At 54.1% G+C, this 25405-nt stretch carries 18 protein-coding genes; 13 read left to right on the forward strand and 5 right to left on the reverse strand.

Features of this window, described 5'->3' with window-relative positions:
- Positions 1-39 precede the first annotated feature (39 nt).
- From KP014_RS11550 to KP014_RS11560, 3 genes are all read left to right on the forward strand, one after another.
- Positions 40-1365, forward strand: coding sequence for a peptidase U32 family protein (locus tag KP014_RS11550; protein WP_036596897.1), 1326 nt, complete (start codon positions 40-42; stop codon positions 1363-1365).
- A 198-nt stretch (positions 1366-1563) separates the two neighbouring features.
- Entirely contained in the window at positions 1564-3774 is a 2211-nt protein-coding gene (locus tag KP014_RS11555) for a methyl-accepting chemotaxis protein (protein ID WP_036596898.1), read from the forward strand.
- A 123-nt stretch (positions 3775-3897) separates the two neighbouring features.
- Positions 3898-5739 carry a peptidoglycan D,D-transpeptidase FtsI family protein gene (locus KP014_RS11560; protein WP_036596899.1) on the forward strand — a complete coding sequence of 614 codons (1842 nt, stop codon included), beginning with the start codon at positions 3898-3900 and terminating at the stop codon, positions 5737-5739.
- On the opposite strand, the gene KP014_RS11565 is transcribed toward KP014_RS11560, so the two are convergent.
- The gene (locus KP014_RS11565; RefSeq protein WP_090834079.1) at positions 5705-6898 is read right to left on the reverse strand and encodes an AI-2E family transporter; all 1194 of its coding nucleotides are present in this window, start codon (positions 6896-6898) and stop codon (positions 5705-5707) included. The genes KP014_RS11560 and KP014_RS11565 overlap by 35 nt on opposite strands.
- Positions 6899-7136: 238 nt before the next feature.
- Here KP014_RS11565 and KP014_RS11570 point away from each other — a divergent pair, with 238 nt between their 5' ends.
- A complete protein-coding gene (locus KP014_RS11570; protein ID WP_036596910.1) occupies positions 7137-8519 on the forward strand; it encodes a polysaccharide deacetylase family protein in 1383 nt (460 codons plus the stop codon).
- Between the two features lie 262 nt (positions 8520-8781).
- Entirely contained in the window at positions 8782-10125 is a 1344-nt protein-coding gene (locus KP014_RS11575; RefSeq protein WP_036596901.1) for a GH1 family beta-glucosidase, read from the forward strand.
- Between the two features lie 110 nt (positions 10126-10235).
- On the opposite strand, the gene ilvD is transcribed toward KP014_RS11575, so the two are convergent.
- A complete protein-coding gene (gene ilvD, locus KP014_RS11580) occupies positions 10236-11921 on the reverse strand; it encodes a dihydroxy-acid dehydratase (RefSeq protein ID WP_036596903.1) in 1686 nt (561 codons plus the stop codon).
- A gap of 343 nt (positions 11922-12264) precedes the next feature.
- On the opposite strand from ilvD, the gene KP014_RS11585 reads away from it, so the two are divergent.
- From KP014_RS11585 to mgrA, 4 genes are all read left to right on the forward strand, one after another.
- Positions 12265-13011 (forward strand): alpha/beta hydrolase, encoded by a 747-nt coding sequence (locus tag KP014_RS11585; protein WP_246590706.1) that lies wholly within the window; start codon positions 12265-12267, stop codon positions 13009-13011.
- A gap of 98 nt (positions 13012-13109) precedes the next feature.
- The gene (locus KP014_RS11590) at positions 13110-13877 is read left to right on the forward strand and encodes an HAD family hydrolase (protein WP_036597135.1); all 768 of its coding nucleotides are present in this window, start codon (positions 13110-13112) and stop codon (positions 13875-13877) included.
- A gap of 29 nt (positions 13878-13906) precedes the next feature.
- Positions 13907-14647, forward strand: a complete 741-nt coding sequence (locus KP014_RS11595) for an NAD-dependent protein deacylase (RefSeq protein WP_036597133.1) — start codon at positions 13907-13909, stop codon at positions 14645-14647.
- 128 nt (positions 14648-14775) lie between these two features.
- The gene (gene mgrA, locus KP014_RS11600) at positions 14776-15780 is read left to right on the forward strand and encodes an L-glyceraldehyde 3-phosphate reductase (protein WP_036597134.1); all 1005 of its coding nucleotides are present in this window, start codon (positions 14776-14778) and stop codon (positions 15778-15780) included.
- Positions 15781-15794: 14 nt separating this feature from the next.
- Here mgrA and KP014_RS11605 read toward each other — a convergent pair whose 3' ends face one another.
- Positions 15795-16652 carry an AraC family transcriptional regulator gene (locus tag KP014_RS11605; protein WP_090834129.1) on the reverse strand — a complete coding sequence of 286 codons (858 nt, stop codon included), beginning with the start codon at positions 16650-16652 and terminating at the stop codon, positions 15795-15797.
- 163 nt (positions 16653-16815) lie between these two features.
- Between KP014_RS11605 and KP014_RS11610 the strand changes: the two genes are divergently transcribed.
- The 4 genes from KP014_RS11610 to KP014_RS11625 all read left to right on the forward strand — a co-directional run bounded on the left by KP014_RS11610 (position 16816) and on the right by KP014_RS11625 (position 21934).
- Complete coding sequence (locus tag KP014_RS11610) at positions 16816-17994, forward strand: galactokinase (protein ID WP_036605269.1); 1179 nt, start codon at positions 16816-16818, stop codon at positions 17992-17994.
- A 1-nt stretch (position 17995) separates the two neighbouring features.
- Complete coding sequence (galE, locus tag KP014_RS11615) at positions 17996-18985, forward strand: UDP-glucose 4-epimerase GalE (RefSeq protein ID WP_036605271.1); 990 nt, start codon at positions 17996-17998, stop codon at positions 18983-18985.
- A 44-nt stretch (positions 18986-19029) separates the two neighbouring features.
- Complete coding sequence (locus KP014_RS11620; RefSeq protein WP_090834130.1) at positions 19030-20613, forward strand: UDP-glucose--hexose-1-phosphate uridylyltransferase; 1584 nt, start codon at positions 19030-19032, stop codon at positions 20611-20613.
- A 157-nt stretch (positions 20614-20770) separates the two neighbouring features.
- On the forward strand, positions 20771-21934 hold the full coding sequence (locus tag KP014_RS11625) for an iron-containing alcohol dehydrogenase (RefSeq protein ID WP_036605273.1): 1164 nt from the start codon (positions 20771-20773) through the stop codon (positions 21932-21934).
- A 226-nt stretch (positions 21935-22160) separates the two neighbouring features.
- Here KP014_RS11625 and KP014_RS11630 read toward each other — a convergent pair whose 3' ends face one another.
- Positions 22161-24698, reverse strand: coding sequence for an ABC transporter permease (locus tag KP014_RS11630; RefSeq protein WP_036605275.1), 2538 nt, complete (start codon positions 24696-24698; stop codon positions 22161-22163).
- Positions 24695-25393, reverse strand: coding sequence for an ABC transporter ATP-binding protein (locus KP014_RS11635; protein WP_036605277.1), 699 nt, complete (start codon positions 25391-25393; stop codon positions 24695-24697). The genes KP014_RS11630 and KP014_RS11635 overlap by 4 nt, the downstream gene beginning before the upstream one ends.
- Positions 25394-25405: the final 12 nt, after the last annotated feature.

Raw genomic sequence — 25405 nt, forward strand, 5'->3', positions numbered from 1 at the left:
GAAATTCTTTCTTAGAATGAAGAGGAGGGGAGAAGAGGTATGAACACTGTGGCCAAGCCGCAATATAAAGGCAAGCGTTATCGCTTGGACAAACCGGAGCTCCTGGCTCCAGCTGGAAATTTGGAAAAATTGAAATTCGCCGTGCATTATGGCGCGGATGCGGTATATATCGGCGGGCAGAAATACGGCCTGCGCTCAAATGCGGACAACTTCAGCTTTGAGGAAATGCGCGAAGGCGTGGAATTCGCCAAGAAATACGGCGCCAAAGTATTTGTGGCAACCAATATTTACGCCCATAATGAAGATATCGCCGGGATCGAGGAGTACCTGCGCAATTTGTACGAGGTCGGCATCGCCGCGATTATTGTGGCGGACCCTGCGATTGTGGACATCGCCCTGCGGACTGTCCCGGGTCTTGAGGTGCACCTCAGCACCCAGCAGTCGACGCTGAACTGGCAGGCCGTATCCTTCTGGAAGGAAGAGGGGCTGCCGCGCGTCGTATTGGGCCGCGAAACGAGCCTTCAGGAGATAGCGGAGATCAAGGAGCATGTTGATATCGAAATCGAAGCTTTTATCCATGGAGCGATGTGCTCTTCGTATTCCGGCCGCTGCGTGCTGTCCAACCACTTTACGGATCGCGATTCGAACCGGGGGGGATGCTGCCAGTCATGCCGATGGAAGTATGATTTGTTCGAGGATGCCCGTCCAGGGGAAGTCTGGTTCTCCGAGGAGCAACGTGCCGGAGAGTCTCCGCAGCGTCTGCAGCTCGGCGTTACACAGCTTCCGCTGCATCAGCCGGAGGACAATCCGTTCTCGATGGGCGCCAAGGATCTCTGCATGCTGGAGAGCATTCCCGACTTGATCGAGGCCGGCATAGATAGTTTTAAAATTGAGGGACGGATGAAGTCGATCCACTATGTTGCTACTGTGGTCAATGCTTACCGCAAGGCAATCGACGCCTACATGGCCGATCCCGAGCATTACGAGCTGAAGCAGGAGTGGCTGGACGAGCTGAACAAAGCGGCCAACCGTCCGCTGAACACGGGATTTTTCTACGATACGCCGGATCATGAGGATCATATTTACGAGCCGGAAGAAAAAGCCGCGCCGTATGATTTTGCCGGCCTCGTGCTGGACTATGACGCGGAGACGGGTATGGCGCTGATTCAGCAGCGCAATCACTTCAAACCCGGCCAGGAGGTAGAGTTCTTCGGACCGGACCGCCTTCCGTTCAAGCAGATTGTGGGCGAGCTTCAGGATGAGCAGGGCGTTCGACTCGATGCAGCGCGCCATCCCTTGCAGCATATTCGGATGAAGGTTGAACAGCCGGTGGCTTATTTTGATATGATGCGGAAAAAGAAATAAGCTTTGGCCGCGTTTATACGGGTGAATCGGGCGTGTTCCTGGAATCAGGGGCACCGCCCGTTTTTTTTGCCGCCCTATGAGCATTAGGACTAAAGACATAAAAAAATTGGAACAGGTATAAGATATTTCCGCCAGCCTGCCGATATAAAAGATATCGCTTACATAACGGTTTGCAAATTCATCAGGCAGGTGATCTGAATGGGAGCTCCTCAACGGGAGAGAAAGAGAAATGGGCGTAAAGAACGGTTAAAAGCAGGTCAGACGGTCAGCAGCGAATCCGTGCGGCACAGGACGGAGTCAGCGAAGACAGATTTGAAACAATGGCTGAAAAGAACTGCACAGCAATTCAGAAAGGCAAATCCCGCCAAGTCGGTCGGGGTAAAGCTGTTTCTAATTTTTTTATCGTCCATCGTCGTCGTGGTGCTGGGTCTGGGACTAATGTCTTATACCAAGGCCAGGAACACCATTAAGGATAACGTTTCCGAAGCCAACCGCCAGACGATTATCCAAAATGCCGAGAAGCTTGATATTATTTTGAACCAGTATGAGACGCTGGCATTGCAGGTGTTCTTCGATCCGCAAATTCAGGAGCAGCTTGCCAATCTTGAAAACGCTTCATCTAATTATGAGCAGTTTGTGGCAATCGATGATATAGGCAAAAAGCTGAGCAACCAGACGACCTCGGATTCTAATATTGTAAGCTTTTCCCTGATTCCGGATAACGAAAAACTGCAGATTATCTCAAGCGGAAATCGAGATCTGGTCAAGAACGACATACGGGATGGGGACTGGTATAAGCAAGCGGTTGCCAATACCGACAGCTATCAACCGTGGTTTGCCAAAGAATCCGCCAGTCAGCAATTTTACTGGTTCCCGATGAATGTCGGCGTGAAGGACAGCACCAATGTCGCTGTCGTCCGAAGAATCAAGGATATGAATGGCCAGGCGGGTTACGTTATTCTGATCGAGCTTAAAAAGGATTTATTTGAAGACGCTTTCCAAAGCGTAAAGCTGGGAGACGGCTCGCATGTTCAGCTTGTTTCTCCGGAAGGGACCGTTATTGCTTCCTCGGTCAAAGAGGAGGACGGAAAAGCGTCACAGTATGCATTTATTAAGGACAGCAAAGCCAATAACAAAAGCATAGAGGCCAGTGACGCCGGCAGCCATGGCCTGTTGGCCGTCTTCAGTCCGCTTACGAAAGCCGACTGGAAGCTTGCGGGCATCATCCCGACCAACGAGCTTGTGAAGGACGCGAAGCCGATTCTCATCACCACTTATCTCGCCGCCGGTGCGGCCGCTCTGCTGGCGCTGCTGCTTGGCGTATGGATGGTGCGCATGATTGCCCGCCCGCTCGCACGGCTTAAGGATCTGATGGGTGTAGGCGCCAAGGGAGATTTGACGGTTCGCACACCATATACTTCCTCGGATGAGATCGGACAGTTGTCGGCTTCATTTAATTTGATGATGGAACGCATTACGGAACTGGTCTCCCAGACGACGGAAACGGCCCATGATGTGCTGGAGACGGCTGGCGAGCTCGGGGAAGCATCCCGCAAGACGGCGGATTCCGCCAGGGACATTGCGACCGCTACCGAAGAAATCGCGGGAGGCGCCGGCAGCTTGGCAATAGAAGCTGAAAAAGGCAATGATCTCACCGCCGTATTATCCCGCCAGATGGAGCACGTCGTCCTTGCCAACAAGGAAATGGATAAAGCGGCGCGGATCGTGGGTGAGTCGAGCAGCAGGGGCGCGGAGCAGCTTGAAGAGTTGATGAAGCAGACCGGCCGCACCGGCGAAATGACCAAAGCGCTCGTGGAGAAAGTGGACAATCTGAAAGAAACGGCTATGTCCGTGTTAAAGGTGCTCGATGTCATGAAAAATATTACACAGCAGACGAATATTTTATCGCTAAACGCAACGATTGAAGCGGCGCGGGCGGGAGAGGCCGGACGGGGCTTCATGGTGGTAGCTGACGAGATTCGCGGACTGGCGGATCAGACCAGGGAATCCATTGCTTTGGTAGCGGGCATCACCGATAAGATTATGAACGAAATGAATGAGACGGTGAACGTGCTTTCCGAGGTGACGCCACTGTTCGCCGAGCAGATGAGCTCCGTCAAGAGTACCGGAGATATTTTTGTATCGGTTCGCGGGCAGATGGACAGCTTTGTGTCCAGTCTGCAATCGGTCACAGAGTCGATCGGCAGCCTGAAGGATGCGCAGATCGAGCTGTCGGAGGCGATGGGCAATGTCAGCGCCGTAGCGGAGGAATCATCCGCGACTTCGGAAGAGGTGGCTTCACTCAGCAGCGAGCAGCAGAACGTAAGTGATCAGCTTGTAACGCTGTCGACCAACCTGGAAAGCGTTTCCGGAAATCTGAAGGATAAGCTGGCGCTGTTCAAGATATAAATGATCTATCAGGAAGAGCCTTTCGCCGCCGCGAAAGGCTCTTTGCGCATATAATTCGCAAATTGCGCATCTTATTGCACACACTGGGTATAATAGGAAAAATTTCGGTCCGGAGGCAGTAAGATGCAGAACAAACGTCATCAACGAAACAAGCGAATGTATGCCGCCATCTATTTTCTAGCCGCCGCATTTACTCTGATTGCGCTGCGCCTCGCCTGGCTGCAGTTCGTTATCAGCGGGCGCCAGGTTCCGGGAGGGCAGTACCCTCTGGCCAAAATGTCGCAGATCCAGAGCGAACGGGAGATTGTGCTCGATACCGGGCGGGGGCGGCTGTACGACCGCCATGGTCTGCCGCTGGCCGGAGAAACGGTCTGGACGGCGGCTTTGTTCCCGGAGGAGGCTGGAAAGCCTGCGACGGACGGCGGCGGGGATTCCGCTTCTCTACGCCGGCTGGCAGGGGTCCTCGGCGTATCTTATGAGCAGCTTCAAGAAAAAAGAGAGAAGCTGGTGCAGCCCTTCCTGTGGCCCGCAAAGTCAGGCAAAGGACCGCTTGCGCTCACAAAGGAGCAGGCAGACGAAATCAGCAGGCTTGACATTGACGGCGTTCGGGTTATGCCGTTTGCCCGCAGGCCGGGCGGCAGCCTTACGGGGCGGCAGTGGCTCGGCCATTTGTCCGAAGCCGTACCAAATAAAGAGACGCGAGAGAAAGGCGATAAGGAAGCATTCGTCCAAAAGAATAACCCCTCGGATCTCCGGGTGCCGCTGGAAGGAACAACTGGGCTTGAGAAGACGCTGGAGCCCCTGCTGCGCGGGATCGGACATACCGAAGTATATGCCAGGGTCGATGCGCAGGGGAAGCGTCTGCCAGGCAGCGGGCTGACGGTGCGGACGCCGTCCAATCCGTATTATCCGCTGTCGATTCACACGACCATCGACAGCCGTCTTCAGGAAGGCATCGAACAGCTGGCGCAGGAGGACGGGCTCAAGGAAGGCGCAGTCGTGGTGCTAGACGCGGAATCCGCCGATGTAACGGCGATGGTGTCGCTGCCATTCTACGATCCGAAGGACATTTCTCCGCAAGGCGGAGAATGGAACAACCGGGCGCTGCAAGCGGCGGAGCCCGGCTCGATCTTTAAAATCGTCACCGCCGCCACCGCGCTGGAAGCCGGCCTGACTTCGCCAGGACAGGTGTTCCACTGCTACGGAGCCTACGGCAGATACGGACTATCCTGCCATAAAGAGGACGGGCATGGCGCACTGACGCTGGAAGAGGGCTTCGCCTTGTCTTGCAATACCGTGTTCGCCTCGCTTGCGGAGCGGCTGACCGCGAGTCAGCTCCAGACGGCGGCGCTCTCGCTGGGCATCGGCAGGGACATCGGTTGGCGGCAGGAGCAGGTTCTCGGCCTGGCGATGCTGCAGCCGCTCTCCGGGGAGCAGCGCGGGACCGTCTTTCGGACGCTGCTTCCCGATGACGGGGGAGTCCGGGTGCAGACGGCCATCGGCCAGCGTGATTCCAGGGTGACGCCGCTGCAGGCCGCGAACCTGGTCGTCACGCTGCTGCATGGCGGCGAGGTTCGCGCGCCGCGAATCCTGCGCGAAGTAGATTTCGCCAATGGGCAGAAGCTGATGGACCTGCCCCCTCATCTGGCGCCCGCTGCCGAAGGGCGCATCTCGGAGCGGACCGCGAAGCTGCTGCGGTCCTGGATGCGCCGGGTGGTGACGGAAGGCACCGGACAGTCGCTGCGCGGCGCGCGCTGGGCGCTTGCGGGCAAGTCCGGCACGGCGCAGACTATGGTCAAGGGCGCTTCGCGCAACAATCAATGGTTCATCGGCTTCGGTCCGGCTGTGCAGCCCAAATATGCGGTTGCGGTGCTGGTCAAGAACGCGGCTCCGGGAAGCCCCCACACCGCGACCCGATTGTTCGGCGAGGTCATGGACCTTCTGGCCGGGTCCCCTCATGCCTGATACCGGCGTCGCGTTCCGCGGCAGAAACGTCTTCCGCAGTTCCGTTCCCGTCGCTATAAGCGAACGGAGACACGATGAATTCCTCCTGCGGGAGGGAAATCCACTGCTGGAGATAGCCCTGCTGCAGCAGCTCTTTGAGCAGAATCAACAGGATGGGTGACAGAATCAGTCCCGCCACACCGAAGGCCGAAGTCGACAGGATGACAAAGGACAGCATGAGGAACGCCGAAGAGACGCCGATGGAGTTGCCGGTAATTTTCGGCTCCAGCAGCTGGCGGACGATCAGAACGACGGCCAGCAGGATGATAAGCCCGATCGCAAGCGGGGTGTTCCCGACGATGAACAGATAGACGATCCAGGGGATCAGAATCGTTGACACGCCCAGCAGAGGCAGCACGTCGAACACCGCGCAGACGAGCGCCATCGTGAGTTCGTTTCCGGACTGTAGGATGAACAGGCCGACAAGTACAATGACGAACGTAATCGAAATCAGAATCAGCTGCGCTTTTAAATAGGAGCCGATGGCTTTAAAGACGTTGCCCTGCAGGAAATGGTAGGCCGTCTTGAACGTCTTCGGCATTTTGTCATGCGCGATCCGCCGCCAATCCTTGATCTCCATGCTGAGAAAGAATGCGAGAATGATGGCAACCCCGAAATTGGCCATGAACGAAGAGAACGTACCAAGAACGCCGATCATATATTTGAAGAAAACAATAAGCCAGCCCGACAGAAGATTAGTGGCGCTTTTGAAATAGCCGTTCAGCTTCTCGGTCATATCGGGCGGGAGATTCTCGATTTTCTGCTGAAGCCAGGTGGTGAGCTCCATAAAATGCTGCTGCACTACATATGTATAATGGGGCAGGTTATCCTGAAACTGCAGCGCCTGCGATGCGATCAGCAGCCCCGCGCCGAACAGCGTCCCGAGCAGCAGGATCAGGAACAGCAGCACGGAGATAGCGGAGGCGAATGACTTGGGCAGCCCCTTGCGGTTCAAGAAGCGCGCCAGCGGCTCGATCAGCATGAACACGAAGAAGGAGAGGAACACGGGAGCGGCCAGCTGGTACAGCTTGCTGAAGGCGAGCATGACCAGGTAGACGGTTAGCACGAGCAGCCCGATATCGAAAAAGGTACGCCAATATTTTTTGTACAGTGGCAGCATGGATTTAACGACTCCTTTACAGTTTGAATTCATTCTTTCACAGACCTGTATTCCATTGTACACGATTTTACCAAAAAACCGTCTTTTTCTTTGACAGCTGTGGTAAAATAGGGGGTAATGTTTTTGATTTCACGTCCGCACTTAGGCGGAAGATCTCACTTTGGCCGCATTCCGCCTGGCAGCTGGCAGACGTAAGAGCGGCTCTAAAGTCAACTCTGGAGAAAAGCGGGGAAGAAAAATGGAGACTTTGCTGCTCTGGTTGTTCTACATCTCGACATTTTATGCTTTTATTCCCGGCATTATCAGCCGGCTCTTCGGTTACCGCGTCTTCCGAAAAGGAACCGGGGTACAGGAGTTTGCCCTCACATTCGATGACGGGCCCGACCCAAAGTATACGCCAAGACTGCTTGATCTGCTCAGCAAGCATGGAGCCAAGGCTACTTTTTTTGTGGTCGGTTCCCATGCCGAGAGGCATCCTGAGCTGATTCGCCGCATGCATGACGAAGGCCATCTCATCGGTATTCATAACTACGTCCACAAGAGCAACTGGCTGATGCGTCCCAGCACCGTCCGCAAGCAAATTCAGCGCACCAACGATATTATATACGGGGTTACCGGCGAGCGCAGCACGTACTACCGTCCGCCTTGGGGTATCGTCAATTTGTTCGATTTCTCGAAGCGCCATCATGTCAAAATCGTACTATGGTCGGCGATGTTCGGCGATTGGCGCAAGAATCTTGGAACGGATCGGCTGACGGAAAAAATGCTGGCCCGCCTGAATCCCGGCGAAGTCATGCTGCTGCATGACTGCGGCTTGACGATGGGAGCCGATCCCGAAGCGCCGGAGTATATGCTGTCCGCACTGGAACGCACTCTGGAAGAAGCCAAGAGCCGTGGGCTGCGCAGCATCCGGATCGACGAGATGATTAAGGCTGCCGAGAACTCGCCGCTGTCCCGGATGTCCTTCGGCAAGCGGCTGCTCGTCGGGATATGGCTAACTTGGGAGCGGTGCTTCCGGCTCATGTTCCGTCTGCGGACCGTAACGCCAACTCTGCCGTTTTTGCATTACCGTCTTCGCGAATACCAGGGCCAGACGATCTCGCTGGACCGCGGAATGACGCTGACCAAGGGTGACAGCATCATTGAGATTCATGTCGACAACCGGCAGCTCTTTGAGCTCGGCATACAGTCCCGTTCCGCAGCTCAGCTCGCAATCCGGATGATCCGGCGGATGGATAAGGATATGCCGGTTCTCGCCGAGATTATTGCCGGCGACGAGTCGCTCGCGGGAGCGAAGGCATTGTACGGTGTCACCATGATTAACCGGGGGCCGGAGAAATTCGGTTTTACCGTCAAGGATCTGCCGGAGGGCCTGTTTGCCCGGCTTACGAAGTTCTACCTCAGCATCCTTCTGGGCGTTATTCATCCGGCCGGCGGAGCGAGGCTGAAAGAACGAAGCGAGGCGCTCGTCCCCAAGATGATCCTGATGCCGGTGTCTCAATTGCTTGATAACTATGGACAAAAGTGTACCGGGACGAAGCTGCGCAAGCAGCAGGATGCCGCTGCGGTACTTGAGAATGATATGGCGGCAGAGGAATTTCCCGGCGCTCACGCCCATTAATTCCATTTTCGCCACAACAGGCCCTTTTCTTGCAGACGTTGATCCGGTCCGCTGCGGCGGAACAGGCGGCGCTTTGCCGGAGGAGGGCCTTCTTTTGTCCCGATAAAGCTGTGTCCGCTGCTATTTTAATGTTTTTGTACGGCCGATTCACAGACATGTTTCAAAAAACAAATAAATATCATTCTCATCGACTCTCCAAAAATGTAAAATAGAAGTGTTGGAGTATTATTTGTCAGCCTAATTACAATAGGAGGTCATACCAATGAGAACCGTACAGTTTCCACAGGATTTTGTCTGGGGCGCGGCAACCGCTGCATATCAAATTGAAGGGGCTTACAATGAAGACGGCAGAGGGATGTCGATTTGGGATACGTTTTCCCGCATTCCAGGCAAGGTTGAAAACATGGACAATGGGGATGTCGCCTGCGACAGTTATCATCTGTACCTAGAGGATATCGCCCTGATGAAGGAACTCGGAATCACATCATACCGGTTCTCCATCGCATGGCCGCGTATTTTTCCGGAAGGCACGGGAGAGGTTAACGCCAAAGGACTTGAGTTCTATCATGCTTTCGTTGACGCTCTGCTTGGGCATGGAATCGAGCCTGTATGCACGCTGTATCATTGGGACCTGCCGCAATCTCTCCAGGATTCGGGGGGATGGGAGAACAGGGATACGGTGGGTGCTTTTGCCGCTTATGCCGAAACGCTGTTCCGCAGCCTGGGAGGAAAAATCAAGAAATGGTTAACGATCAACGAGCCTTGGTGTGTGTCGTTTCTTTCCAACTACCAGGGAATACATGCGCCAGGAAATAAGGATTTGCAGACTGCCGTTACCGTTGCTCACCATTTGCTGCTTGCCCATGGCAGCGCGGTACGGAAATTTCGGGAATTGGAGCTTCCGGGAGAGATCGGTTATGCGCCCAATGTAACCTGGATGGAGCCGTACAGCAGCCGAAAGAAGGATGTCGAAGCCTGCAAACGGGAGAACGGCTGTTATGTGGAGTGGTTCATGGACCCGGTATTTAAGGGCGAGTATCCGTCTTTCCTGGTAAAATGGTTCCGTGAGAAGGGAGCGGAGGTGCCGATCCTGAAAGGGGATATGGAGCTCATCCATGAGAAGATCGATATCCTGGGCATCAACTATTATTCCGGATCATTGGCAAAATACGAAGAAAGCGCAGGTCTAACGGCGTGCGAGCCGGTGGAAATGGGGGATGACCGGACGGATATCGGCTGGCCGATTTATCCGGAAGGCTTTTACAAAGTGCTAAGCTATATTAACAATCGGTACGGCGACATTCCAATCTACATCACCGAGAACGGGGCCTGCTACAACGACGGGCCGGACAACGGAATCGTAGCGGACCCGAAACGGGTCGGTTATCTGCACAAGCATCTGCTCCAGCTTCACCGCTGCATCTCGAATGGCATTCCGGTTAAAGGGTATTTTGCCTGGTCGCTGCTAGACAATTTCGAATGGGCCTATGGGTACAGCATGCGGTTCGGTCTGGTTCATGTGGATTACGATACGCTTGCCCGTACGCCGAAAGACAGCTTCTATTGGTACCAGGATGTAATCGCAACCGGCGAGGTTGAGAGCTGATCGCGTAGATCTGCGGATAAAAAAAGCCCGGAAGGCATCGTCAATCGACGGTCGCCTTCCGGGCTTATTGCTGTTATTGCTTTGATTTTTGATTTCGGCTGTGCTTCGAACTAGATTTTCAACACGCCGCCTTTGCTGGCGTTCGTTACAAGCTTGGAGTAGCGGGCCAGGTAGCCTGTCTTCACCTTCGGTTCGAACTCTTTCCAGTCTTTGCGGCGTTCCTCCAGCTCTTCATCGCTGACATGCAGCTCGATCTTGCGGTTATTCAGATCCAGCTCGATGATGTCGCCGTCCCGGACAAAAGCGATCGGTCCGCCTTCCGCCGCCTCCGGCGAGATATGCCCGATGCTGATGCCGCGGGAAGCGCCCGAGAAGCGGCCGTCGGTAATCAGGCCGACTTTGGCTCCGAGGCCCATGCCGACGATCTGCGAGGTCGGGGCAAGCATTTCCGGCATGCCCGGTCCGCCTTTCGGACCTTCATAGCGGATTACGACGACGTGGCCTTCTTTGACCTTGCCGCCGGCGATGCCTTCCAGCGCCTGCTCCTGGGAGTCGAAGCAGATTGCCGGCCCTTTATGGTAGCCGCCCACTGAAGGGTCAACCGCGCCGACCTTGATGATGGAGCCTTCCGGAGCGAGGTTGCCGTACAGGACGGATAATCCGCCGACCTGGGAATAAGGATTGTCAAGCGTGTGGATAACGCTCGTATCCTGGATTTCATGTCCGATGACATTCTCGGCCAGCGTTTTCCCGGTAACGGTCATGCAGTCGCCGAACAGTGTGCCCGGCTTCTTCAGCAGTTCGTTCAGTACGGCGCTGACGCCGCCCGCACGATCCACATCTTCGATGAAGATATCCGAAGCGGGAGCCAGCTTGGCCAGGTACGGTACGCGATTGGCCACTTCGTTGATCCGCTCCAGCGGGTATTCAATATCGGCTTCCTGAGCGAGTGCAAGGGTATGGAGCACCGTGTTGGTGGAGCCGCCCATTGCCATGTCCAGGGCAAATGCGTTATCAATCGACTCTCTGGTCACGATATCACGCGGCTTCAGGTCCAGCTTGATCAGCTCCATCAGCTGCGTGGCGGACTTGCGCACAAATTCCTTGCGTTCTTCCGCTACGGCAAGAATCGTGCCGTTGCCCGGCAGGGCGAGGCCCAGCGCTTCGGCCAGACAGTTCATGGAATTGGCGGTGAACATGCCGGAACAGGAACCGCAGGTCGGACAGCCGTATTGTTCGAGCTCGAGCAGCTCCGCATCGTCGATCTTGCCGACTTGGTGGGCGCCTACGCCTTCAAATACGGAAGTCAGCGACAGCTTGCGGCCCTTGCTGTCAACGCCGGCCTTCATCGGTCCGCCGCTGACGAAGATGGTCGGGATGTTGACGCGCAGCGCGCCCATCATCATACCCGGCGTAATCTTGTCGCAGTTCGGGATGCAGACCATGCCGTCGAACCAGTGCGCGGATACGACCGTTTCCAGGGAGTCGGCGATAATCTCGCGGCTGGGCAGTGAGTAGCGCATGCCGATATGTCCCATCGCAATGCCGTCGTCTACGCCGATCGTATTGAATTCGAAAGGAACGCCGCCTGCTTCGCGGATTGCTTCCTTAACGATTTTTCCAAATTCTTGGAGATGCACATGACCCGGAACGATATCGATATAGGAGTTGCATACCGCGATAAACGGTTTGCCGAAATCCTCATCCTTAACTCCGGCTGCACGCAGCAGACTGCGGTGCGGAGCCCTGTCGAAGCCTTTCGTGATCATGTCTGAACGCATTTTCTTGGCTGCCATACTAAAAAGTTCCCCCTTTTATTCAATTGCAATTCCAATATTTTGCCGCATTAACGCACTGCTCTCTGAAGAGCCGCGAAGCTGCGGTTTATAGAAAGAACACCAGCTCTATGAGAAAGAGGGTGGTCGACGCCGTTTCTATAAAAATAGCGGTTTTTCCTATTAGTAGAGTTTATCATAAAGAGTCGGGTTTTTCTACCGGACGATGTTAAGTTTATCACAAACAAGCGCATGAAAGTACTACTAATAAGGCCGGACGCGTCAAGTGCTTAAGGTTGTTTGCGTGTATCGATTCCTCTATAATTTTCCTTAAGAATTAAGGGACGTATGCGGTATCCTGGGAGTGGACATCTTGATTAAAAAACGTACGAAGCGCGGTCTCATTTTATTATTGGCGTTTGTCGCGGCTGGGGCAGTGACTCTCTGGTTCTATTTGAAGCCTTACACCCCGGAAGGCCAGGCCGAAACGGCCCTCGTCTCCGGCAGGGGAATCCTCGTGGAGCGGAATGACAACTGGATTTCCTTCGAGCCTTCCAATGCGAGCGTGACTGGAGTCATATTTTATCCGGGCGATCTGGTCGAGGTCGAAGCCTATGCGCCGCTGGCCAGACGGCTGGCAGCGGCCGGACATCCCGTCTACATCGCCCGCATGCCGCTCAATCTCGCGGTGACCAGAAGCGACGCGGCCGAGGATATTATCCGCGTGCATCCCAAGCTGTCCTTTGTGCTTGGCGGTCATTCGCTCGGAGGCGTCATGGCTTCGCGGTTTGCCGCCAGCCACCCGAACGAATTGGCCGGCGTGTTCTTTCTGGCTTCCTATCCGGACGAAAAAGGGAGTCTGAAGTCGACGACCCTGGCGGCGCTGTCGGTACTAGGCACCGAGGACAAAGTTCTGGACAGAGAGAAATACCGTGAGGGCAGAGCCTATCTGCCGGACAACACCGTGTACTATTCGCTTGAAGGAGGCAATCACGCCCAGTTCGGCAGCTACGGACCCCAAAAGGGAGACGGAGAGGCGACGATTTCCGAGGATCAGCAGCAGGCCGAAACGGTGCGGGCGCTGCTTGATTGGATGAGCAATCTGCGTTAGTCCCGAGGCGGGCCAGGCAGCTTCGGCTCCTGCGGCTGTTGCGGCAGCCGGGACGGACGCAAGGTTGAAATACATAAGGACGGAAGGGAGAAGCGAAAGTGCCTCTACTGCATGTGAACGGCATTTCGGTGCCCTGCAAAGCCATCCTGTTCGACAAGGACGGCACGCTGCTTGATCTGATGGAAATGTGGGGAACATGGGCGGAGTCCGTGCTTCGGGATATGGAGACCCACATGGCGCTGATCGGCGCCGGCTTTACGGGCGATAAGAACCTGCTGCTAGGCACCGTGCGGGATGCGAAAGGCCGAATCACCGGGTATGATCCCGGCGGACCGCTCCCGATGGCTACGGTTGAGCAGACCTATGGCATTCTGGCCTGGCAGCTCTATGCTGCGGGCGTTCCCTGGAATGACGCGATAGTGCGGGTGATGGGCATTGCCAAGGATGCGATGAACAAGCTTCGCGAGCGCCGGGCCGCTAGGCCTCTGCCCGGGCTGCTGCCCTTTCTTGCGCAGTGCGCGCAGGCTTCGCTTCGACTGGGAGTGGTAACGTCGGATGAATCGCATACGACGGCCGAGCATCTCGAATGGCTCGGCATTTCCGGTTATTTCGGCGCGGTGGTGACAAGGGACAGAGTGGTCAAAGGCAAGCCGGCTCCGGAAATGGCGGAAGCCGCCTGCAGGGAGCTGGGAACCCTGCCCGAAGAGACCGTCGTCATCGGCGACAGCAACGCCGATATGCAGATGGGCAGGGGAGCGGGTCTCCGCCTAGCCATCGGCATATCATCGGCGGCGGGAACCGCGGAGCATTTGGCGGACGCCGATACTGTCGTCCGCGATTTTACCGAGCTTACCGTTTCAGTATGACTTTACAGGAGAAAGGATGGTTACAAGCTATGGATTCATTGCAAACCTTAGCTTCCTGGATACAGGAAAGCAGCCGTATCGTCTTTTTCGGAGGAGCCGGAACATCCACGGAAAGCGGCATTCCCGATTTTCGTTCAGCGGCTGGGCTCTATCTGTCGGAGAAGTCTTCGCCATATCCGCCCGAGCAAATGCTGAGCCGCAGCTTCTTCATGTCAAAGCCGGACATTTTTTTTGATTTTTACCGGGGCAAGATGCTTCATCCGGATGCCCAGCCGAACGGCGCCCACCAGCTTCTTACCCGCCTCGAGGGGGAGGGGCGCCTAAGCGCGGTCGTGACGCAGAATATCGACGGTCTTCACCAGAAAGCGGGCAGCCGGCGCGTACTGGAGCTTCACGGGTCCGTGCACCGCAACCACTGTATGAGCTGCTCCCGTTATTACGGACTGGATGCGATTACTGGCAGTGAAGAGACCGTTCCCCGCTGTCCGGAATGCGGCGGCATCATTAAGCCGGATGTCGTACTCTACGAGGAAGAGCTGGACCACAAGGTGCTGACCGATTCCGTCCAGGCGATTGCAAACGCCGATCTGCTCATCATCGGAGGAACTTCGCTGACCGTGCAGCCCGCAGCCAGTCTTATTCAATATTTTCAAGGCAAGCATACAGCGCTGCTCAACGGCGAACCGACGTCTTACGATTCGCGTGCGGACCTGATCATTACCGATCGGATCGGGTGGGCGATGGACAGAATAAGCGAGATGCTGGGCTGACGGTTTCGCCTCTCTTCACCCATGTGGTGATTATAATGACATTCGGCAGTTTAAGAATAGATAGTCGGACCGCTCCGAACATTATAAAAAATGGTGCAAGGATACCAGACCGAGAGGCAGGGATACGCATGGTTTATGTGGCAAGCGACGAGCGGTATGAAGCGATGCGGTACAACCGTTGCGGGAAGTCCGGATTAAAGCTCCCGGCCATCTCGCTTGGGCTGTGGCACAATTTCGGGGGCATTGACTCCTATGAGAACGGAAGGGAAATGATAACCCGGGCGTTTGATCTGGGCATCACCCATTTCGATTTGGCCAACAATTACGGGCCGCCCCCAGGTTCAGCCGAAGAATTGTTCGGGAAGGTACTTGCCAAAGATCTGGCGCCATACCGTGACGAAATGGTGATTTCGACCAAAGCCGGATACTATATGTGGCCGGGACCGTATGGCGAATGGGGCTCGCGGAAGTATGTACTGTCTAGTCTGGACCAAAGCTTGAAGCGGCTTAGAGTGGATTATGTGGACATTTTTTATTCCCATCGGCCCGATCCGGAGACGCCGCTTGAAGAGACGATGGGGGCGCTGCACCAGGCTGTCCGCTCAGGCAAGGCCCTGTATGCCGGATTATCCAACTACTCCGCCGAACAGACGGAAGCCGCAATCGCCATACTGAGGGATCTCGGCACCCCGCTGCTGATTCACCAGCCAAGGTACTCGCTTCTGGACCGCTGGATAGAGAATGGGCTGCAGGATATGCTGGAGCGGCATGGAGCCGGAACCATCGCTTTTACGCCGCTCGCGCAGGGTTTGCTGACGAATAAATATCTTAACGGCATTCCGGAAGATTCCAGGGCGGTCAAGCCTTCGGCCGCGTTTAACGAGAGCCGGATTACGCCGGAGGTGCTGCGGAAGGTCCGGCTGCTGAACCAGATGGCCGCGGCGCGCGGCCAGAGCCTGGCGCAGTTCGCGCTGGCCTGGGTGCTGCGAAGCGGCAGAGTTACCTCCGCGCTGATCGGCGCCAGCCGCATCAGTCAGATTGAAGAGAACGTGGCGGCGCTGTCCAATCTTGAATTCACGGCGGAGGAGCTGGACCGGATCGAGATTATTTTGAAGACCGAAAACGACAATTAGCCGATAAGCAGCGGCTAGAGATCCCGCTGCCTCGCCGTGACGACGCGGTAAGCCGTCGGCGACTGGCCGCAGAAGCGCTTGAACTGGCGCGAGAAGTACAGGGCGTCCGTCAATCCGACCGATGCCGCTACCTGCTCCACCGACAGCTCCGGCCGCTCGCGCAGCAGCTGGCGCGACTTGTCGATCCTCAGCTTGAGCAGATAGGTAACGGGTGACAGGCCCGTTTCCTCTTTGAAAATGCGCGACAGATAAGCCCGGTTATAGCCGAGGCTCGCACACATCTGTTCAATAGAGACAGGATGGGCATACTGGGAGGACATATAGTGAATCATCTGCTTGACCGTCCGCTTCACCTGCGAATCCTTTCCCCGCAGGCGTGAATGGTCCTTCAGCATCTCGGAGGCTTCTCCCAATGTCAGATAGAGCAGTCCAAGCGAGGTCAAGTGACCGCTCTCCCGGCCTGCGTAGAAAGTCTTCATGATTCCGGCAAGCGCTTCTGGAATGACACTACTGTCGCCGCACGCCGCCACCGGCTGTTCGGGCGAGAAGCCGGCTTCGCGTACAAGTCTGTCCACATCCGTCCCGGAAAAGGCCGCCCATCTATATCTCCATGGCTGCGCAAGGTCGGATACATAGCTGACCAGCTGGCCGGGCTGAATGAGAAAGCAGTCCCCCGGTCCAAGCTCATAGGTGCGCTGCTCCGTGCGAAATGCTCCTGCTCCCGTTTCGATGCAGTGCAGTAGGAAATAATCGTAGATTTTCGGTCCGACTTGGTGCAGCGGCGGCGTCTGGCTTTCTCCCGCGAACAGTACATGAAGGCTCTGCTCTTCGTAATAGACCGGGTTGGAGGCCACGGAATAGGTTTGTTCCATCCACATATCCCTTTCTCTCTGATCCTTGGGTAAAGTCACATTTATCCATACATTACACACATGATTGCATTACAGGAAAAGAACCATTTTATTATACTATAAGCATGAAGCATCTGAATATTCAGTCCAAGCAGGATAAGCGGAGAAAGGGTGGGGCGAATCGATGAGTATACAAGAACTTAGCGCAGCATTCATTGAAAAATACGGGACAAGCGGCCTGGAGGAGAAAGTGTTCTATGCGCCGGGCCGGGTCAATCTGATCGGCGAGCATCTCGATTATAACGGGGGATATGTTCTGCCTGCGGCGCTGGAATTTGGCACGACACTGATTGTACGGCCGCGCGGCGACGGCAAAGTGACGTTCGCTTCAACTAATTTTCCATATGAATTCTCCATTGATTATACCGACATCGGCAGAGAAAAGACCGGCGAGTGGGTGGACTATCCGATCGGCGTAATGGTCGAGTTGAAGAAAAAAGGGCATCCCGTATCGCAGGGGTACGACCTGTTCTTCCATGGAGATATCCCGAACGGCGCGGGCCTGTCATCGTCGGCTTCCATCGAAGTCGTTACGGCGTTCGCTTTCCTGACGCTGGAGAGCGGCGATACCGATACGGTGGAAATCGCGCTGTTGTCTCAGCGGGCGGAGAATCAATACGTCGGTGTAAACTCCGGTATCATGGATCAGTTCGCTGTCGCCAATGGCAGACAGGATCATGCCATTCTGCTTATGTGCGATACGCTGGAATATGATCTGGTGCCTTTCATTACCGGTTCATATAAACTCGTTATCGGCAATACGAACAAGCGCCGGGGGCTGGTGGATTCCAAATACAATGAACGCCGTCAGCAGTGCGACGAGGCGCTCGCGGCGCTGCGTAAAGAAGTCCCTTCCCTTGGTTTCCTGGCGCAATTGAAGCCGGATGAATTCGAACGGCATGCGGACAAAATTACAGATGAAACGGTCAGACGGCGCGCGCGCCATGTAGTCGAGGAGAACCAGCGTGTGCTTGACTCTGTCCGGGTGCTTAAAAATAATGATCTGAAGCAGTTCGGACAGTATATGAACGACTCTCACGTTTCGCTGCGCGATCTGTATGAGGTAAGCTGTACCGAACTGGACATTATGGTAGAGGAAGCGCAGCGCATTCCCGGCACGCTCGGCTCGCGGATGACGGGCGCGGGCTTCGGCGGCTGCACCGTTTCGCTGGTGCATGAAGACGATATCGAACGCTTTATTGCCGAAGTGGGCAAGGCCTATAAAGAAAGAACGGGCCTTACGGGAGAATTCTACGTATGCGGCATCGGCAATGGGGTTAGAGAACTGGAAGGAGTGAAGTGAGATGGCTATATTGGTGACGGGCGGAGCGGGATATATCGGCTCCCACACGGTAGCAGAGCTGCTTGACCGCGGTGAAGAGGTTGTGGTGCTGGACAGTCTGGTAACAGGACACCGGGAATCCCTTCTGGGAGGAAAGCTGTACGTGGGCGATCTGCGGGACAAGGAGCTGCTCGCCAAGCTGTTTGCCGAGAACGAGATTGAAGCGGTCATTCACTTTGCCGCGAGCTCCCTTGTAGGAGAGAGCATGAAGGACCCGGTAAAATATTACGACAATAACGTGTATGGCACACAGTGTCTGCTGGAAGGCATGCAGAAGGCCGGCGTGAACAAAATCGTGTTCTCCTCCACCGCGGCGACTTACGGCGAACCGGAGAAGGTGCCGATCGAAGAGACGGACCGTACCCAGCCTTCCAATGTCTACGGTGAAACGAAGCTGACGATGGAGCGGATGATGTCGTGGTTCGACAAGGTGCTTGGGATCAAATATGTGGCGCTGCGCTACTTCAATGCCGCCGGAGCGCATGCCAGCGGTAAGATCGGCGAGGATCACCGTCCAGAGAGCCATCTGATTCCGCTCGTTCTTCAGACCGCGCTGAAGCAGCGCGAGAGCATCGCCGTCTTCGGTGACGACTACCCGACCAAGGACGGTACGTGCATACGCGACTATATCCATGTCAGCGATCTGGCGGACGCCCATGTCCGGGCTGTAACCTATCTGCGCGGCGGAAGCGGGAGCAGCGTATTCAACCTCGGCAACGGCCTGGGATTCTCCGTCAAGGAAGTGATCGAAACGGCCAAGGAAGTGACCGGCCTTGACATTCCGGTTGCCATTCAGGAGCGCCGCGCGGGCGATCCCGCTGTGCTTGTGGCCTCATCCGATAAAGCCCGCAGCGTACTGGGCTGGAATCCGTCGCGCGCCGATCTGAAGGAGATCATCCGCAGCGCTTGGAACTGGCATTCGTCTCATCCGCAAGGGTACGGAGAAGCCTGATGAAGCCCACCCAGATGACAGCCGGTATAAAGGAGAACAACGTCATGGCTATCGAAAAAAATACAACGGCTTCCGGGGCCGATCTGGCGCTGCATGCCATTGAACAGCTCGTGATGTTCGCATCGCGCCGGCGCCTGATCGAACCGTCTGACACCGATTACAGCCGCAATATGCTGCTGGAGCAGTTCAGATTCAGCGAGCCTTATACCGGGAAAGTCGATGATACGGAATTGCAAGGCCCGCAGGCTCCGTTGGATGTTCTGATCGATTACGGCTTTGAAATAGGGCTGATTCCGGAGAACAGCGACACTTACCGGGATCTGCTGGATGCCAAGATCATGGGCCTTCTTCTGGCACGTCCATCGGAAGTGAACGCGGAGTTTTACCGGCTGAGCGCCGAAACAGGCGTGGCTGCTGCGACCGACCGGTTCTATCAGCTCAGCATTGATTCCAACTATATCCGCATGGACCGCATTTCGAAGAACGTCTACTGGCTGCAGCCTTCGCCATACGGCGATCTGGAGATGACGATCAATCTGTCCAAGCCAGAGAAAAATCCGAAGGAAATCGCCATGGCGCGGCTGCTTCCGCCGCCCGTGTACCCGAAATGCCTGCTCTGCCGGGAAAATATCGGTTATGCCGGACGGCTTAACCACCCAGCCCGGCAGAATCTGCGGGCGATACCAATCGAACTGAATAACGAGAAATGGTTCTTTCAATATTCGCCATATGTGTATTACAACGAGCACTGCATCGTGTTCCATCACGACCATGTGCCGATGAAGCTGACGAAGGACTCGCTGAAACGGCTGCTTGGATTCGTGAGCGAGTTCCCGCACTATTTTATCGGCTCCAATGCGGATCTTCCGATTGTGGGTGGCTCCATTTTGACGCATGACCATTTTCAGGGAGGCCGCCATACCTTTGCACTTCAAAAGGCTCCTACCCTGCAGACCTTCAAGCATCCGAACTATACGGGAGTTACTCTGGGACTCGTTAATTGGCCGATGTCGGTGATCCGTCTGAATGGGGAGGAGCCGGATATCCTGCTGGAATGCGCAAACGATCTTTATGAAGCGTGGAAAAGCTACAGCGATCCTGCGGCCGATATTCTGGCCTTCACGGAAGCAGGCGGCGAGCAGCAGCCCCACAATACGGTTACTCCCATTGTCCGGCGCAGCGAAAGCGGCGGCTATGAGATGGATCTGGTGCTGCGCAACAACCGGACCAGCGAAGAGCATCCCGAGGGCATTTTCCACCCGCACCGGGAGATGCACCACATCAAGAAAGAAAATATCGGCCTGATCGAAGTCATGGGATTGGCAATTTTGCCGGGACGGCTGAAGAATGAGCTGGATGGGGTCGCAGACATTCTCGCCGGCAATACGGCGGAGCTCGAAGCGGTCCTTAGAGGCGCGGATCATCCGCTTGCCCAGCATGCGGACTGGATCTCGGAACTGACCGGGCGCTTCGGCACGGCAATGGACCGCGAAGAGGCTGTCCAGACGGTCCGGAATGAGGTCGGCATCAAATTTACACAAATTCTGGAGCATGCGGGCGTGTATAAATGCTCGTCCGAAGGCCGGGAAGCTTTCCGGCGCTTCATCAATAGCTTTGGCGCAGACTGAATAAGCAAGGCAGGCTCGGAATGGCCGGTTTCTCTTTAGGAGAAGCCGGCTTTTTTCTTGGAAACAGGTACGTACTCTCCGCTTATTTGAATGGTAAATGCTGGGGGGCTATAATATAGAGATTCAGCACTCATCCTAATTTATGGAGGCATAACTAATGCGTAATTTCCAATTTTATAATCCAACCCGGCTGATTTTCGGGAAAGGCACGCTTGAAGCGCTGACCACCGAAATTCCCAAATACGGAAAAAATGTACTCTTTCTCTATGGAGGAGGCAGCATTAAACGCAACGGATTATACGATAAGGTAACCGCGCTGCTTCAAGGCATCGGAGCGATTGTAACGGAACTACCTGGAGTAGAGCCGAATCCTCGGCTGTCTACCGTACATAAAGGTGTCGATCTGTGCCGCAGTAACGGTATCGATCTGATTCTGGCCGTCGGCGGGGGCAGCGTGCTGGACTGCGCCAAGGCAATCGCCGTGGGCGCGAAATACGAAGGAGATATGTGGGATTTCGTGGAGCGCAAGGCGGCTCCGCAGGGGGCGCTGCCGCTCGGCACCATTCTGACGATCGCAGCGACCGGCTCGGAGATGAACAGCAACTCGGTGATCACAAACGAAGCAACGATGGAAAAAATAGGATGGAGCAGCCCTTACGCTTACCCGGCATTCTCCATTCTCGATCCCGAGCTGACCTTCTCTCTGCCGCGCGATCAGACCGTGTACGGCGTTGTGGATATGATGGTGCATGTCCTGGAGCATTATTTTCACACGGATGGCAATACGCCTGTTCAGGATGGCTTCTGTGAAGCGCTGCTGCGGACCATGATGGATGCCGGCTCTAAACTGGTAAATGACCTTGAGAATTACGAGCTGCGGGAGACGATTCTATACTGCGGCACAATGGCTCTGAACGGTATGGTGAGCATGGGCTTTGCCGGAGACTGGGCTACGCATAATATTGAGCATGCCGTCTCGGCTGTGTACGATATCCCGCATGGCGGCGGCTTGGCGATTCTGTTCCCGCAGTGGATGAAGTACAACCTGGATGCAAGCCCTGAGCGGTTCCGTCAGCTTGCGGTGAACGTGTTCGGCTTAGATCCTTCCGGCAAAAGCGACCGCGAGGTTGGTCTTGAAGGCATCGCGGCCCTGCGGCGCTTCTGGGATTCCATCGGCGCTCCAAGCCGCTTGGCGGATTACGATATTGATGCAAGCCATATCGAAGCAATGGCCGACAAGGCGATCCGCTTCGGTCCGTTCGGGAACTTCCGCAAGCTTCAGCGGGAAGATGCGGTTGAAATCTACTCAATGTCGTTGTAACGGAATATGAAGATCAAGCAAGACAGAAGGAAGCAAGCATTAAGGGCAGCGGCTAAGCCGCGCCCTTTTTTTGAAAATATAAGCATTTATAAGCTGAGCGTTTATCAATTTGTCTTATATTTCTACGAGAAACGGTACCTAAAAGCGATACTCGTATCGCCACTTCGGAAGCTTAAGCTACTAAAAGGACGGCGAAGCCGTTTCTTCTTGAATCAGTACTCCTGCGCTATTCCGTTTCTCTCAGCCGTTCCACAATAGTCGCCTGGGATAACGTTTTGTACGCTCTTAGCGTCACGGTGTAAGCGATTATTAACAAAACAGGAACGGGCAGGATAAACGGCAGCCAGCTCATTCGGAATACTGTAAAGGCCAGCACGTCCGTAATGCTTTTGGAAATGTTATACGTCAGCAGCAGCCCGAGTGTTGATGTGAGGAGGACGGTAAAGAGCACGTTGTAGAGTCCCTCATAAATTAGCATACGTTTTAGCTGCTTTTTGGTCATGCCGATGCTTTCCAGCACGGCAATCTCATTCCTGCGCGAGATAACCCCGGTGAGCACTGTATTCACATAATTGAGGATACCGATGAGGGCAATGACTATGCTAAGACCGTAGCCTATTGTTTGAAAAATGCGGATGAATCCGCCGAGTTCTGCTTTGTAATCTTCTCTTGATTTTAAAGTCAGCTCATCTGTAGCATCGGTCAAAGTCCTGGCGGCTTGCTCCACCGCATCCAGCTTCCCCGGATCGGCATGCAGCGTGGCGGATACGATCATGGATGGTTCGCTGCCTTTAGGTAACTCCTTCTGCAACTCGGAGGCAGGGAGGAAGGCATTGTAGCCGTTCACAGGATAGCCTTTTGTTGTTGCGGCATACAGAGCATATTGCTTCAACACCGCCATCACTTCGTAACTTTTACCCAAATCATGATATGAAATTTTATCTCCAGGATGATAATAGGTTACCGGATTTGAATCATCCGGTGTAATAGCCTCCGTAATTAACACATAGTTTCCTGAGCTGAATTTCTGTTTATCAAAATGTCCTTCGACAACATCCTTATGCACCAGATCATACCAACCAGAGCCTATTCCATAGACTTTAATAGGAATCTTTCCTTCGTTTAAAGTCCAGGGGACGGAGGGATCTGGTTTAGAAGTGGCAGCTAACGGTTCCAGAATGGCTCGGATGTTGTTATTTAATGGAAAAGATTCACGTCGATAGTAAACCTGATCCACACTCTTTACTCCATTAATTTCACCCAATTTGCCGCAAAACTCTGGCGACAATTTATACGGATCTCCGTTGCGCGTTCCTGTAATACTGACTAATACTTCATTTTGAACGACAAAATCACCGGATATAAAAGATCCCAGATATTTATTTACATCCAAAGAAGAGATTACTGTATAGATCGTGCTGAACAAGACGATGCTTAGCGAAAGCGAAGAGAGCATCAACACCAGCTTTTTTTTGCTTCTAAACAGGTTAGACAATGCCATATTATGAAGCTTTGCTCCACGCTTCGATTTCTTGGATTTCTTCTTTCCGACGTTGCTAATTCCGGCAAATTTCACGGCCTCTACCGGCGAGATCCGCGAGGCCATCCGGCCCGGTTTACTTGACGCTATCCAGACTGTTATGTACGAAAACGCTGCCGCTCCTGCGAAAATCCACGGGCTGGCGGAATAGGTAGTATTCGCAGAACTACTCGAAAAGGAATTGGCAATGGGGGTAACGAGGCAGCCCAGTAAATATCCTCCCCCTAGCCCGAAGGGCAGAGAGATGAGATAGAGCCGACGGGCCTGAATCGAGATAATCCTTTTCAACTGTCTGGGTGTAGTACCGATGGTCTTCAGCAGCCCGTAAAACTTCACATCCCGGACGACAGAAATATAAAAGATATTATTGATTAGTAAATAGCCGCTGAGCATCGTGATGAGAATGACAACTGCATAAGGAACGATATTCATCAGATTTTCGAAAAGAGTTACACTGGTATAGGCAGGATTTACTCCATATTCCACATCTAATCCGGTATCAGTCAAAATCTCTTTTAATTTTTTTTCAATGTCAAATGAATTGTTGAATAGAACCAATAACTGGGAGGTATTTACATAAGAACCCTTTGCCTCAGAGATATCCGGATCAATCCGGGAAATATTTTTATTTGTAAAAGCCTCTGAAACAAACGCTAAACCCGACATGGCCAAATTTTTGTCCGCTTCATAGTAACCTGAGACTTTGAAGTCTTGGCTAATGACCTCATTGTCCCCAATATCGATATCCAGCTTTACAACCTGGCCTAGCTGATGTTTGGCCCCAAGTAAATCGAGTTCCCATGTATTCAGGACAATTTCGTCCTCGCGGGTAGGCAGCCCGCCTTCTATAAAATGAATAAATGAATGTTTCACGTAGTTATCGTCAATACGTAGAACCTCTACGCGTTTGTTCTTGAAAATAGGGGTGCTTATATCACCTGCCCTAAGAGAGACTCCATATTCCTTAATAGAGGGGTGTATCTTTAGTTTCTCCAATTCAGCAGGGTTTAAATATTTGAAGCTCCCGTGATAATCACCACCGGTCGTTTGCATCCGCGCACGTTCCATCGATTTATTGATACTTAAGGCCATGGTGAATACGGCGGTAATCAAAAGTGTAGTCAGCACGATGGCACAAATGATCGTGAGATTACGGGGCCGGTTGGCTTTGAGGCTTTTTTTGGCGAGATGGGAGATGGTCTTGCGATTGTTCGTTCTGATCATGGCCGGCTCACCTCAGAGCTCCGGGGATGGCCGGAGACGATGGTGCCATCTTCAATGCGGATAATCCGGTCCGCGGACTGGGCAATTTGTTCGTTATGCGTAATCATCACGATGGTTTGGTTGAATCTTTCGCTCATCTGTTTTAGCAGAATAAGCACTTCCTGACTTGTTTTGCTGTCCAGATTGCCTGTCGGTTCGTCCGCCAGAATAATGAATGGTTTGGTAGCCAAAGCTCTGGCGATCGCTACCCGCTGCTGCTGGCCGCCGGACAGATTCGAAGGCAGATTGTTCACCTTTTCCTGCAAGCCCAAAGTTCGGATGACCAAATCAAGATAGGCTTCATCTATTTTGCCTCCGTCCAGCTCAATGGGCAATACGATATTCTCCCGCACATTCAGAATGGGAATCAGATTGTAGTTCTGAAAGACGAAACCCACCGATCTGCGCCGGAAAATGGTCAGCTTCTCATCACTCATCGCAAAAATATCGTTCCCGTCCACGTAAACCTTGCCTTCAGTGGCCCGATCCAGTCCGCCAAGTATATGCAGGAGTGTGCTTTTGCCGCTGCCGCTGGTGCCGACGATCGCGACAAACTCCCCCTTTTCTACTGTTAGTGATACGTCGTCCAGAGCCTTAACGGAAGTGGAGCCTTTTCCATAATGCTTCTTCAAATGTTCAATTTGTAAAATAGGCATAACTCTTCTCCC

Origin of the sequence: Paenibacillus sophorae (assembly GCF_018966525.1) — a bacterium.
GTDB lineage: Bacteria > Bacillota > Bacilli > Paenibacillales > Paenibacillaceae > Paenibacillus_AQ > Paenibacillus_AQ sophorae.

What these genes read in the sequence shown, in the direction of transcription:
- KP014_RS11550 (WP_036596897.1), top strand. Translation starts at nt 40, where the DNA reads ATGAACACTGTGGCCAAGCCGCAATATAAAGGCAAGCGTTATCGCTTG.
- KP014_RS11555 (WP_036596898.1), top strand. Translation starts at nt 1,564, where the DNA reads ATGGGAGCTCCTCAACGGGAGAGAAAGAGAAATGGGCGTAAAGAACGG.
- KP014_RS11560 (WP_036596899.1), top strand. Translation starts at nt 3,898, where the DNA reads ATGCAGAACAAACGTCATCAACGAAACAAGCGAATGTATGCCGCCATC.
- KP014_RS11565 (WP_090834079.1), bottom strand. Translation starts at nt 6,898, where the DNA reads ATGCTGCCACTGTACAAAAAATATTGGCGTACCTTTTTCGATATCGGG.
- KP014_RS11570 (WP_036596910.1), top strand. Translation starts at nt 7,137, where the DNA reads ATGGAGACTTTGCTGCTCTGGTTGTTCTACATCTCGACATTTTATGCT.
- KP014_RS11575 (WP_036596901.1), top strand. Translation starts at nt 8,782, where the DNA reads ATGAGAACCGTACAGTTTCCACAGGATTTTGTCTGGGGCGCGGCAACC.
- ilvD (WP_036596903.1), bottom strand. Translation starts at nt 11,921, where the DNA reads ATGGCAGCCAAGAAAATGCGTTCAGACATGATCACGAAAGGCTTCGAC.
- KP014_RS11595 (WP_036597133.1), top strand. Translation starts at nt 13,907, where the DNA reads ATGGATTCATTGCAAACCTTAGCTTCCTGGATACAGGAAAGCAGCCGT.
- mgrA (WP_036597134.1), top strand. Translation starts at nt 14,776, where the DNA reads ATGGTTTATGTGGCAAGCGACGAGCGGTATGAAGCGATGCGGTACAAC.
- KP014_RS11605 (WP_090834129.1), bottom strand. Translation starts at nt 16,652, where the DNA reads ATGGAACAAACCTATTCCGTGGCCTCCAACCCGGTCTATTACGAAGAG.
- KP014_RS11610 (WP_036605269.1), top strand. Translation starts at nt 16,816, where the DNA reads ATGAGTATACAAGAACTTAGCGCAGCATTCATTGAAAAATACGGGACA.
- galE (WP_036605271.1), top strand. Translation starts at nt 17,996, where the DNA reads ATGGCTATATTGGTGACGGGCGGAGCGGGATATATCGGCTCCCACACG.
- KP014_RS11620 (WP_090834130.1), top strand. Translation starts at nt 19,030, where the DNA reads ATGGCTATCGAAAAAAATACAACGGCTTCCGGGGCCGATCTGGCGCTG.
- KP014_RS11625 (WP_036605273.1), top strand. Translation starts at nt 20,771, where the DNA reads ATGCGTAATTTCCAATTTTATAATCCAACCCGGCTGATTTTCGGGAAA.
- KP014_RS11630 (WP_036605275.1), bottom strand. Translation starts at nt 24,698, where the DNA reads ATGATCAGAACGAACAATCGCAAGACCATCTCCCATCTCGCCAAAAAA.
- KP014_RS11635 (WP_036605277.1), bottom strand. Translation starts at nt 25,393, where the DNA reads ATGCCTATTTTACAAATTGAACATTTGAAGAAGCATTATGGAAAAGGC.